Origin of the sequence: Pseudomonas sp. BIC9C (assembly GCF_034541995.1) — a bacterium.
GTDB classification, from domain to species: domain Bacteria; phylum Pseudomonadota; class Gammaproteobacteria; order Pseudomonadales; family Pseudomonadaceae; genus Aquipseudomonas; species Aquipseudomonas fluorescens_CC.
In genome coordinates this window covers 747766-758584 of sequence record NZ_JAWDGM010000001.1, presented here as the reverse complement: position 1 = coordinate 758584, position 10819 = coordinate 747766, and the positions used below count along the sequence as shown (strand labels likewise).

Here is a 10819-nt window from a genome sequence, read left to right as displayed (position 1 = left end):
AGTAAATAAATCTGCCCGCAATTTCCGACAACCGACCCTTCAGCCATATTACCGCCCTACCGGACATCAAGGCGCCGAGCAACGCTAACAAATACCTGATCGAAACCAACCCGGTACTCACCGACCTCAAGCAGTTCATGAGCTCGGACTACCTGCTGGGCAACCTCGGCTACGATCCTGACGACAGCGCCAAGCGCCTCGGCGATGGCCTTTATGAACAACGTCTGATTCAGCAAGCGGTGGTCGCCCGTACCGGTCAACGCTTTCTCGATGGCCTGACCTCGGACGAGGCCATGTTCAAGTACCTGATGAACAACGCCATCGCCAGCAAACAGGAACTCAACCTGTCGCTGGGCGTCACCCTGACGGCCGAGCAAGATGCGGCGCTGACCCACGACATTAGTGCTGATCGCACAGAACAGCGAATCGACGATGTCGGTGTGTCAGTCGACCTTCGCAGCGGGTGTTAGTCCGCCATCGCGAGCAAGCTCGCTCCCACAGGGTTTTGGGGGATTATTGGTCTTTTATGGCGATGCACATGTCCATTTCCATCACGCCAGTATTCTCGTCGTAGGAAGCTTCCACCGGGTACCGCTCGAAACCCGGACGCTGGTCGTAGGCCAATCCGCTTTCCGGCATCCACTGTCTGCACAATTCACCCCACGCCGCCGGGATTTCACTGGCCGGTCCTTTGAAGTGGGCAACGGCATAGCGGCCGCCGGGCAGGTGGGTGACGGCGAACGGGTATTTCGGCTCGAAGTCGGCGGGCACTTCGACGCAGGCGTCGTAGCGGCAGTATTGCGGCGGTGTGGTGCTCGGGTCGTCGTGGCCGATGCCGTAGCGCACGCGGTTGAGCAGGTTTTTTTCGATCATCCACGGGGCTACGGTTTCGCGCCAGAAGGTACCGATTTCCGGGCCGTAGGGGCCGGTGTAGCGCAGGTAGGCGATGCGGGCCGGGGGCAGGGTTTTGAGGGTGACGTTCATTGTCTTGGCCTTGTTTTTTATCTGGGGACTTTGTGTTGAATGGTCGGGCCTCTTCGCGGGCAAGCCCGCTCCCACAGGGGCCTGGTGTGAACACATACCTTGTGTACGACACAAAACCCGTGGGAGCGTGGCTTGCCCGCGAAGGCCGCGCCTCGGTGTCTGGGGCTAACCACCATGACAGCAGCTCGACTTCTCCTGTTCCTCATACTTGTCATGATGCCGCACCCACTCCATGATTTCGTCCTCGTTGCGACCCTTGGGCGTCAGGTCGAGGTAGTTGTAGGCGCCGACCAGCAAGTCCAGGCCCCGGGCATAGGTGGAGTAGGTATGGAAAATGTCGCCGGCGTCATTGCGATAAAACACGCTGAGGCCGGGGAGTTCTTCCTCGGCGCCGTCGGTTTTTTCGTAGTTGTACGTAGCCTTTCCGGCGGCGACCTCTTCGGCCCGGGCACAGACGCCAAAGTCGTAGTTGAAGTCGCATCCTGCTGACGACACCCAGTCGAACTTCCAGCCCATGCGCCGCTTGAACGCCTGGAATTCAGCGAACGGTGCGTGGGAAACCGCCACCACTGCAATATCGTGGTGGGCCAGGTGTTGGTTGGCGCCGTCGATGTGATCGCTCAAGTACGAGCAACCGGGGCAGCCTTCATCCCAGCCCTCGGCGAACATGAAGTGGTAGATGACCAACTGACTGCGGCCGCCGAACAGGTCCGCCAGTTTCAGTTCTCCGCTTGGCCCCTGGAAGCGGTAGTCCTTGTCGATTTTCACCCAAGGCAGGGCGCGGCGTTCGGCGCTGAGTTTGTCTCGTTCTTTGGTGAAGGCTTTTTCGTGGGCAAGGTGCTGTTTGCGGGCGGCGAGCCATTCTTCCCGTGACACGACGGGATGATTCTGGATGTTCATGACGTTTTCTCCTGCGTGGGGCGGGGAGGGGGCTTACACAGCCTAGTCGTTTGGCTTGTGTGGAATTCGACATACCGCTGGTCGGTCGTCAGTAAGAGCGCGGCTGAACGACAGCAGTATTCCCGGCAATGACCACCCGCTACAGGTACTGGAGCAGGCTCGCTCCCACATGGGATTTGTGTAGCACTTAGCCTTGTTTCGCTGCTTTCAAGCACTTCAGATCACTGAAGTCCTTCCTCACACCCTCGATTTTCTTCAGCAAACGCTCACGCTGGTTCGGCGTACTTTCAGCCATCAGATCCACGAACAGTGAACGCGCCTGGGCTTCGGTGTTGGCAACGGCCTGACGATAGGCGGGTGTCCACAAACTCTCACGATTGACCAGAAGTATCTCGATGCGTTGTGGGAATTGTGGACTCTGGCGTTGGGCAACAGCTGCACTGAACTGCTTCTGCCAATGGACCCGGTTGGCAAGCCACTGGGAGTACTGCTCGCCCAAGGCGCTGGACCATGTGGCTACCCGCTGTTGCTGGGTGGTGCTCAGTGGCCCGAGCCAGTCGCTCAAACGCTTTTCCATGCGTTCGCCACGCTCCTTGATCTGCTGGTCGAGGGAGGGCTTGAGGTATTCCTCCTGGCGCTGGCGCCGGTCCTTGGCGAAGGCTTCATTCATCTCGGCGACTTGCTTGTCATTCAGCCCCTGCAACAATTCGATGGCCGACGGGGTGATTTCCCGTGCGGTCTCGGCGATCGCCTGTTCGGCTTCGTGGGTGCGTGCCTGCAAGGTGGCATCGGTGACCTGGTTGGTCGCGATCATGGTTTGCAGGCGGTCCAGCCAGTCGAGGTAGCCGGGCAGTTGGGTGGTGCAGTGCCAGCTCAGGTGTTCCTTCAGGCGTTCGTTCAGCCAGCTTTTTTGCTCGCCGTTCATGTCCAGGTAGTCGCTGAGCGTCCACGGGATGATCACGTCGAGGTTGCGGTAGGCCAGGCCTATGCGGTTGCACGCGCCGAGGGTGAGGGCGATGGTCAGCACAACGGCAATATGTTTGAACCAGCGGGACATGGGCGAATCCTTGCGATAGCCAGTCTTCGGGGTCTGATTCTTATGTGAACCCAGGATGAGCCTGACAGTTCAGCCGAGCAATGGCTGCCGCTCGTCGATGTTCACAGGATTTGATGGAGTATCGGCGGGGAGAAACGAGAGTTCCAGTCCAAGCGCTTCGAAGCTCAAAGCGCTTTGGGACCAGGTGAAGCGAGGGGGATTACTTTTTGCCCAGGGTGATCTGCTTGGACGGGCCGAATGTCTGGCCGCTGACGCCTTTGGCAATTTGCTGGATTTCACCGCCGGACTTGAGGAACGCAGCGATCTGGCTGTTGATCGATTCGCTGGTTTCGACGGCTGGAGCTGGCTTTGGTTTGCTGGTGGATGCTTTTACGCGCATGGCGGCCATTAACCTGTAGAAAATTAACTTGGCCAGGCATCGTACAGGAATCACCTGGTAATTGCTTGGCAAATATCCCCTCGCAATAATCGTGAGGTCGGGGTAATTAATCATCGGCCAATATTCGAAATAGGTGTCTAAGCCGCTGTTTTAACTAAGAACATTGCCTGGAAAAATACCGCGTTACGCTTGCCTGGGCATGGCGTAAATGCCCGGATCGGTCTGACGAGCGGCCAGGTGTGCGATGAAAACCCGGGAAAATTAAGGCCTTCAGAGGATTTTCGCGTGCCACCGGGCCGGGTGCCGAACGCAGCGCTCAAAACCGGGTAGAATGCCGCCCACGCAATGAGGGTATTGGACATGGCTTTAGTCGGGCGTTACAACAGTTTGCAAGTGGTTAAACACACTAACTTCGGTTTATATCTGGACGGTGGCGCGGATGGCGAAATCCTTCTGCCTAATCGTTATATTCCAAAAGATATTCCTACTGAAGATGAAGACTGGCTCAACGTTTTTGTTTATCTGGACAGCGATGACAAACTCATCGCAACTACTGAAAAACCGAAAGTTCAAGTCGGTGAATTCGCCAGTTTGAAAGTTGTTGAAGTCAACAGCATCGGCGTATTCCTCGACTGGGGTTTGCCGAAAGACCTGTTGCTGCCGTTCTCCGAAGAGAAGCGTCAGATGACGGCGGGCGAGTATGTGGTGGTGCACGTCTATCTCGACAAACACACCCGCCGCATCACCGCGACCGCGCGCCTGGATCGTTACCTGGACAAGACCCCGGCCAACTACACCGCAGGCCAGGAAGTGGATCTGCTGGTGGCCGAAGCCACGGACATGGGCTTCAAGGCCATCATCAACAACAAGCATTGGGGCCTGATCCACAAGAACGAAATCTTCAAGTTCATGCGCGCCGGTAAAGAAGAAAAGGGCTTTATCAAGGAAGTTCGCGCCGACGGCAAGATCAGCCTGAGCCTGCAGCCGGTCGGCCAGGAAGCGGCCACCAGCCTGAACTCGAAGATTCTCGCAAAGCTGCGCGAAAACAACGGCTCCCTGGCGGTCAGTGACAAGAGCGATCCGGCATTGATCAGCAGCCTGTTCGGTGTCAGCAAGGGCAACTTCAAGAAGGCCATTGGTGCGTTGTACAAGAATGGCCAGATCGTCATTCATGCCGATCGCATCGAACTCAGTTGATGTTCTGACAATACAGAGAGCCAGGGTGGCGCAAGCAGAGAAGTAGAGGTCTCTGACAGGCGGCATTTTCTGGCCTTCTGATTGATAATCGACAACATGATTTTTCGCCCCGGTGTTTTCTTTTCCAGTGAGAAGGCCGGGGTTTTGCTTTTACTGCCGAGTCTTTGCCATGGATTGTGTCTTCGAGGTGTTCCGGTGAGCGCCACCCGGCGCAGCGCCGACGGGTTTGCCCTGCAAGTGATGGTCGGGTTGTGCCTGGTCTGGGGCGTTCAACAGGTGATGATCATGGGCGGCGGCCGATATCGCGCCAGTGATGCAGGCGGCCGGACGTTCCGGTATGTCGGCGTTGCTGGTCGGGTTGCTGATCTGCTGGAAGGGCGGCTGGAACCAGGTGGGGACGACCTGGCGCGGTGGCCTGTTGGCCGGTGCCTTGTTCGGCCTGAGTTTTTCTTCATTTCCGAAGGCCTGCAACTGACCACGGCGGCGCACATGTCAGTGTTTCTCACACCGCGCCGATCTTCACCGCATTGGGTGTGCACTGGTTGCCGCCCAGTGAGCGTTTGCGACCCTTGCAATGGCTGGGGATTGTCCTGGCCTTTATCGGGATTGCCATCGCGTTTGCCGGCGGAGTGTCCTGGGACAACCTTTGATTACCGCATGTTGATGGGCGATGCCCTGGGTGTGCTGGCGGGCGCAGCCTGGGGCGCGACCACGGTGGTGGTGCGCGCCTCGCGCTGTCGGAAGCGCCGGTGACCCTGACGCTGTTCTATCAGTTGATCGTCGGTTTCTTCGGTTTGTTGTTGATCGCGCTGCTCAGTGGCCAGATCACCCACGTCAGCCTGACTTCCGTGGCAGTCGCCAGTGTGCTGTTTCAGGGCGTGGTCGTGTCGTTCTTCAGTTACCTGGTCTGGTTCTGGCTGCTGCGCCGTTACCTGGCAGCGAACCTCGCGGTGTTTTCGTTCATGACGCCGTTGTTCGGCGTCACGTTCGGTGTGGTGCTGCTGGGCGAGGCGCTGAGCCTGAACTTCATCATCGGTGCAGTGCTGGTGTTGGCGGGCATCACGTTTGTCAGCGCTGAACAGTGGTTGCGCCGTCGTTTGCGCAAAGCCCTGGGGCAGAACTGACCGGCGCGGAGCGACAGACCGCCGGCGATCAGCAAGCCGCAGCCGGCGACCACCAGTGCCGGCTGCAAACCGCCACTGAAATGACTGCTCAGCGCCGCCAGCAATGGCCCGCTGAGCTGACCCACGGCAAAGCAGGCCGTCAGCAGGCCGGCATTGCGCTGGGTGGCGTGGGGCGCCAGTTCCCGGGAGCGTTGCATCACCAGTTGCATGCAGGCCAGGAACGGCGTGCCGCACAGGATCACACCCAACGCCAGGCCAGGCCCGTTGCCCAGCAGACAGGCGAAAACGCCAGCAGCTTGCAGCCATAACGTCGCCATCAACCAGTGACGCGTGGCGTCGGGCTTCTGCCGACGCAAACTCACCAGCACCACACCGGTTGCCGCCGCCAGGCCAAAGCATGGCCAGAACAGGTCGGCCTGCCATTGGCCATGGAATTGCGCGTTAGCCATTTGCGACAAAAAGGTTGCCGGGATGATGTAGCCCAATCCGTACAAGGCATAGATCAAGCCCAGGCGACCGATGCCTTGAGTGGGCGACGGGCTGGCGCTGGGTGCAGCAGTCGCGGTGGCGGCCGGTTGTGGCAGGAACGGCAGGATCCCCAACAGCATGGCCAGCCCCACAGCGGCGTACACCAGCCACAAGGTGGCGGATGTCTGGCCCAGCAGATTCGAGCCCAGGGCCAACAAACCGGTCAGAAAAATCCCCAGGCCCGGTCCGGCGAAGACCAGGGCGCCGAGCCGAGGACGACCGGCCGCTGCCGCGAGCGGTTGGCTCAGGGCGGTGATCATCACCAGCACCCAGGCGCTGGCTACACCGGTGCCGAAGCGCAGCAGCAGGTGCGACCAGAAACCATTGGCCCAGAACGAAGCCAGGGTCAGCAGCACGCACAGCCACAATCCGCCGTGCAAGCGCTGGCGCACTTGCGCGGGACGCCGGGAAAACATGGCGTCCACCGCGCCGATGAAATAGCCGAGGTAGTTGGCGGCGGCAATCAGCCCGGCGGCGGTCAGGTCGATCTGACCTTCGCTGAGCAGATGCGGCAGTTGCGGTGTCAGGGCAAAACGGCCGATGCCCATGGCCATCATCAGGGCAACAAAACAGGCGGATAAGCGAATCAGGGGGGACATGGTCTGGATTCCGTTCAGAGGATCAATGACCGTCAGGCTAGGACTGATTGACTTTCTTTAAAAATGAATAATATTGAGTAACTTGTTCTGTTTTGGAGAGTGTCGTGGAGTTCAGCCAATTGCGCATCTTCCAGGCGGTGGCCGAAGAAGGGTCCATCACCCGAGCCGCCGAACGGCTGCATCGAGTACCGTCAAACCTGTCGACCCGGCTCAAGCAGCTGGAAGAGCAACTCGGCGTCGAACTGTTCCTGCGCGAACGTCAGCGTTTGCAGCTGTCGCCTGCGGGAAAAGTCTTGCTGGACTACACCGCCAAGCTGTTTGCCTTGCGCGACGAAGCCGGCGCGGCAGTGCAGGGCGGGCAACCGGCGGGCGACTTCGTGCTCGGCACCATGTACAGCACCGCCGCGATTCACCTTCCGGGGCTATTGGCGCGCTACCACCGTTTGTATCCGGCCGTGAACCTGCAAGTGCAATCCGGCCCCAGCGGGGAATTGCTCGAAGGCCTGCTCACCGGTCGACTCGATGCCGCGCTGGTGGATGGCCCCATGGAGCTGGCCGGGCTCGACGGGGTGCCCTTGTGCGACGAGCGCCTGGTGCTGATCAGCGAGGCCGATCATCCGCCGGTGCGCAGTGCGCTGGATGTGGAAGGGCGCGCGGTGTTTACCTTTCGCCAGGGTTGTTCCTACCGCATGCGCCTGGAAGCCTGGTTCGCCCATGACCACGCCGCCATGGGACGGGCGATGGAGATCGAATCCTATCCGGGGATGCTGGCGTGTGTGATTGCCGGTTCCGGTGTGGCGCTGATGTCGGAGTCGATGCTCGCCAGTTTGCCGGGCCGTGAGAGTGTGGCGGTGCATCCGTTGGCCGAGCCGTTCGCCAGCGCAACCACCTGGCTGATGTGGCGCAAGGGCATGGTCGGGGCCAACCTGAATGCCTGGATCGAGCAGCAACAGGTGGTATTTCCGCCGGCACCGGTGCCGACGCAGGAAATTGCCTGAACACAGGCTGATTGTGATGGATTCAGTAACAGATCATTGCGACTTTGCACGAGCATTGCGTAGGACTTCGGACTATTATCAGTGCGAACGGGCTTCAGAATTTTGGCCGCTCGGCACTACCCTGAAGGGGGCACCATGAAAGAGAAAATCCAAAACTGGCTGCATGACCTGGGCGTCGCTCTCGGGTTGATCGAGCCGCCACTGCAACCAGTGCCTATTCGTACTGATGACGAACAGCGTCGACGCCAGCAACGTCGCCGGTAAAGCAGACTCCAGATCGCTAGTAAGGGTGGGCTTGTTCCAACAAGCCCCCTCGCACAGAACAGCATGCTGCCATTCAATCCTGATGGTCATAGACTGCGCATTTGGCAACCCATCTCAATACCGTCCGATCTCCAGTAAAAACCGGCTCAAATCATTCGCCGTCCTGGCGGATTTCAGCATCCGGTCTTCCTCGGCGGTAAACGCCGTTACACCCAGCTCATCTTCCAGATGGAAGATCAGTTCTTCGATATCTTCCTTATCCAGTCCCAACTGCGCCAGGTTGGCGTTGTCGTCGAAGTCATCCCGGCTTTCCAGCAGGCGGCTGATGTAGCGATGCACGACAGCACGAACGGCAGCTTTTTTCATGAGCGTTCTTCCAGGAGGACGTCGTTTTGGCTCTCCGTGCCGGTGCAGTTCCTGCGGTTGAGTACAGCAGGCTTCAGCCGTGTGAGCGCTGCCATTCGTCAATCATGCTGCGCAAGTGTGCCCCGGAAAAACTGCCGAAATGTCCGCCATGCACTGTGCGGATCGGCAACGTCCGCAAGCGTTGCAGGCTGCGGGCGTAGTCGTCAAGGTTGGAGTGGTAGGCGTCTTCGATAAGCGGGCCGTCGTAGATGATGTCGCCGCTGAACAGGGTTTCGGTGGCGGCTTCGTACAGGCAGATGCCCCCCGGCGAGTGTCCCGGCGTGTGCACGACTTGCAACACCCGGTTGCCCAGGTCCAGCACATCTCCGTCTTCGATAAACCCCGTGGCCGGTGCGGCTTTGACCCGGTATTCGGCGTAGCACAGCGGGCAATCCGGGTGGGCTTCGAACATGTCATCGCCGACGAAGGCCTTGCTCAGGTCGTTATCACCGTCGGGGGCGGCGAGAATGTCCGCCTCGGCGGGATGTACCAGGCGCTCAGGAAATTCGTGATGCCCGGCGATGTGGTCGAAATGGCAGTGACTGGCCACCGCTACCAGAGGTCGCTCGGTGATCCACGGCAATTGCTCGCGCAGGCTGACCAGGCCCGAGCCGCTGTCCAGCAGCAGGTCTTTGTCCCGGCCCTGGATGTGCCAGAGGTTGCAGCGGTAGAAAGGCCGAATGTACGGTTCGTGGATCAGGCGGATGCCGTCGCTGAGCGATTTCACTTCGAACCACTGGTCACGAGAAACAATTTTCATAAAACGTTTTCTCCAGACGAAAAAAAACGGGTGTGGCAACCGACGCCACACCCGTCGAAGAAAGCATCAAGTCGTTATGTTCAGCTTAGGCAGCGCTGGCCACAGTTACCGGGCGAGGGGACAACAGGCTGACCAGCACGAAACTCACCAGGCCTACGCCGAGGCTGTAATAGATCGGGGTATTGGCGTCCAGACCGTCCTTGAACATGAACAGCAGCGCAGTGGCGAAGCCCATGCCCATGCTGGCGATGGCACCGGCGGTGGTGGCGCGTTTCCAGAAGATGGCGCCCATCAGCGGGATCAGCATGCCGCCCACCAACAGGTTGTAGGCCAGGGTCAGGGCGCTGATCACGTCGTTCACGACCAGGGCAATGGCCAGAACCACACAGCCGGTCAACAGGGTGAACAGGCGGTTGATCGCCAGGCTCGACTGTTTACCGCCACGCAGTTTCGGCAGTAGGTCTTCGGTCAGGGTGGTGGCAGCGGCCAGCAGGCCGGCGCTGGCGGTGGACATCATGGCGGCCAGTGCGGCAGCGATCACCAGGCCACGGATACCGTCCGGCAAGGACAGTTTGACGATGGCGGCGAAGGCGTTGTTGACGTTGTCCAGATCCGGGATCAGTACGTGTGCAGCCATGCCGATCAGGGCGCAGGCCAGACCGTAGAGGATGCAGTAGATACCGGCAGCGGTACCGGCAACCTGAGCCACTTTGGCGGTCTTGACGGTGAACACCCGTTGCCAGATGTCCTGACCGATCAGGATGCCGAAGAAGTAGATCATGAAGTAGGTGATGATGGTGTCCCAGCCGATGGTGGTGAAGCTGAAGCTAGCCGCCGGCAGTTTCATCACCAGCTCATCCCAGCCGCCGACGCGGTACATGCAGATTGGCAACAGGATGAACATCAGGCCTACGGTCTTGATGATGAACTGGACGATGTCGGTCAGGGTCAGGGACCACATGCCGCCGATGGCCGAGTAGATCACCACGACGCCGCCACCGAGCAGTACCGAGATCCAGAACGGCAGGCCGAACAGCACTTGCAGAACGGTGCCGATTGCCAGGATCGAGGTCACGCCGATCATCAGCGCGTAGGCCAGCATGATCACCGCGCTCGCGGAGCGGGCCATCGGGTTGTAGCGTTTTTCCAGCACCTGGGTAACGGTGTAGATCTTCAGTTTCAGCAGCGGTTTGGCGAGGAACAGGTTCAGCGCGACGATCCCGCAACCCAGTGCGGCACACAGCCAGAAACCGGAGATGCCATGCACGTAGCCCAGACGCACGGTGCCCACGGTGGACGCGCCGCCCAGAACGGTGGCAGCCATGGTGCCCATGTACAGGCTTGGGCCGAGGTTACGACCGGCGACCAAAAAGTCTTCGTTGGTCTTGGCCTTGCGCATGCCGTAATAGCCGAGAAGCAGCATCGCGGCGGCGTAGATGAGTACAACGAATAAATCCAAAGCCATTATGGCGTGTCTCCGATTGTCTTTTTTATGTGAGGCTGAAAATCAATCCCTTGTGGGAGCGGCGGTGCGACGATTCGACTTGCTCGCGAAGACGGCGGCACATTCAAAATCGATGTGACTGACCGATCGCTTTCGCGAGCAAGCCCGCTCCCACAGGGG

10 protein-coding genes and 3 pseudogenes are annotated in these 10819 nt (G+C 59.4%); 5 read left to right on the top strand and 8 right to left on the bottom strand.

Features of this window, described 5'->3' with window-relative positions; genetic code table 11:
• Positions 1–5: 5 nt before the first annotated feature.
• A pseudogene (locus tag RS887_RS03685) lies at positions 6–401 on the top strand (hypothetical protein); the annotation flags it as partial.
• 112 nt (positions 402–513) lie between these two features.
• Here RS887_RS03685 and RS887_RS03680 read toward each other — a convergent pair.
• From RS887_RS03680 to RS887_RS03665, 4 genes are all read right to left on the bottom strand, one after another.
• Complete coding sequence (locus tag RS887_RS03680; RefSeq protein ID WP_322614411.1) at positions 514–984, bottom strand: AraC family transcriptional regulator; 471 nt, start codon at positions 982–984, stop codon at positions 514–516.
• Between the two features lie 165 nt (positions 985–1149).
• Positions 1150–1884, bottom strand: a complete 735-nt coding sequence (locus tag RS887_RS03675; protein WP_322614410.1) for a thioredoxin family protein — start codon at positions 1882–1884, stop codon at positions 1150–1152.
• 187 nt (positions 1885–2071) lie between these two features.
• On the bottom strand, positions 2072–2941 hold the full coding sequence (locus RS887_RS03670) for a DUF6279 family lipoprotein (protein WP_322614409.1): 870 nt from the start codon (positions 2939–2941) through the stop codon (positions 2072–2074).
• Positions 2942–3140: 199 nt separating this feature from the next.
• Positions 3141–3329 carry a hypothetical protein gene (locus RS887_RS03665; RefSeq protein WP_322615253.1) on the bottom strand — a complete coding sequence of 63 codons (189 nt, stop codon included), beginning with the start codon at positions 3327–3329 and terminating at the stop codon, positions 3141–3143.
• Between the two features lie 351 nt (positions 3330–3680).
• Here RS887_RS03665 and RS887_RS03660 point away from each other — a divergent pair, with 351 nt between their 5' ends.
• On the top strand, positions 3681–4517 hold the full coding sequence (locus RS887_RS03660) for a S1 RNA-binding domain-containing protein (RefSeq protein ID WP_008018234.1): 837 nt from the start codon (positions 3681–3683) through the stop codon (positions 4515–4517).
• Positions 4518–4712: 195 nt separating this feature from the next.
• Positions 4713–5641: pseudogene (locus RS887_RS03655) on the top strand (DMT family transporter).
• Here RS887_RS03655 and RS887_RS03650 read toward each other — a convergent pair.
• Positions 5586–6768 (bottom strand): annotated as a pseudogene (locus RS887_RS03650) (MFS transporter). The pseudogenes RS887_RS03655 and RS887_RS03650 sit on opposite strands and share 56 nt — an antisense overlap.
• Before the next feature lie 104 nt (positions 6769–6872).
• On the opposite strand from RS887_RS03650, the gene ptrR reads away from it, so the two are divergent.
• Positions 6873–7766 (top strand): putrescine utilization regulator PtrR, encoded by an 894-nt coding sequence (ptrR, locus tag RS887_RS03645; protein ID WP_322614408.1) that lies wholly within the window; start codon positions 6873–6875, stop codon positions 7764–7766.
• Between the two features lie 135 nt (positions 7767–7901).
• Positions 7902–8030 carry a PA1414 family protein gene (locus tag RS887_RS03640; protein ID WP_007914492.1) on the top strand — a complete coding sequence of 43 codons (129 nt, stop codon included), beginning with the start codon at positions 7902–7904 and terminating at the stop codon, positions 8028–8030.
• A gap of 114 nt (positions 8031–8144) precedes the next feature.
• Here the strand turns inward: RS887_RS03640 and RS887_RS03635 are convergent, their stop codons facing one another.
• From RS887_RS03635 to RS887_RS03625, 3 genes are all read right to left on the bottom strand, one after another.
• Positions 8145–8396: an acyl carrier protein gene (locus tag RS887_RS03635; RefSeq protein ID WP_111280385.1), complete on the bottom strand. Its 252-nt coding sequence runs from the start codon at positions 8394–8396 to the stop codon at positions 8145–8147.
• A 73-nt stretch (positions 8397–8469) separates the two neighbouring features.
• On the bottom strand, positions 8470–9195 hold the full coding sequence (locus RS887_RS03630) for an MBL fold metallo-hydrolase (RefSeq protein ID WP_322614407.1): 726 nt from the start codon (positions 9193–9195) through the stop codon (positions 8470–8472).
• Positions 9196–9280: 85 nt separating this feature from the next.
• Positions 9281–10660 (bottom strand): sodium:solute symporter, encoded by a 1380-nt coding sequence (locus tag RS887_RS03625; protein WP_322614406.1) that lies wholly within the window; start codon positions 10658–10660, stop codon positions 9281–9283.
• Positions 10661–10819: the final 159 nt, after the last annotated feature.

Coding starts and splice junctions, on each gene's coding strand:
- RS887_RS03680 (WP_322614411.1), bottom strand. CDS start 984: ATGAACGTCACCCTCAAAACCCTGCCCCCGGCCCGCATCGCCTACCTG.
- RS887_RS03675 (WP_322614410.1), bottom strand. CDS start 1,884: ATGAACATCCAGAATCATCCCGTCGTGTCACGGGAAGAATGGCTCGCC.
- RS887_RS03670 (WP_322614409.1), bottom strand. CDS start 2,941: ATGTCCCGCTGGTTCAAACATATTGCCGTTGTGCTGACCATCGCCCTC.
- RS887_RS03665 (WP_322615253.1), bottom strand. CDS start 3,329: ATGGCCGCCATGCGCGTAAAAGCATCCACCAGCAAACCAAAGCCAGCT.
- RS887_RS03660 (WP_008018234.1), top strand. CDS start 3,681: ATGGCTTTAGTCGGGCGTTACAACAGTTTGCAAGTGGTTAAACACACT.
- RS887_RS03640 (WP_007914492.1), top strand. CDS start 7,902: ATGAAAGAGAAAATCCAAAACTGGCTGCATGACCTGGGCGTCGCTCTC.
- RS887_RS03635 (WP_111280385.1), bottom strand. CDS start 8,396: ATGAAAAAAGCTGCCGTTCGTGCTGTCGTGCATCGCTACATCAGCCGC.
- RS887_RS03630 (WP_322614407.1), bottom strand. CDS start 9,195: ATGAAAATTGTTTCTCGTGACCAGTGGTTCGAAGTGAAATCGCTCAGC.
- RS887_RS03625 (WP_322614406.1), bottom strand. CDS start 10,660: ATGGCTTTGGATTTATTCGTTGTACTCATCTACGCCGCCGCGATGCTG.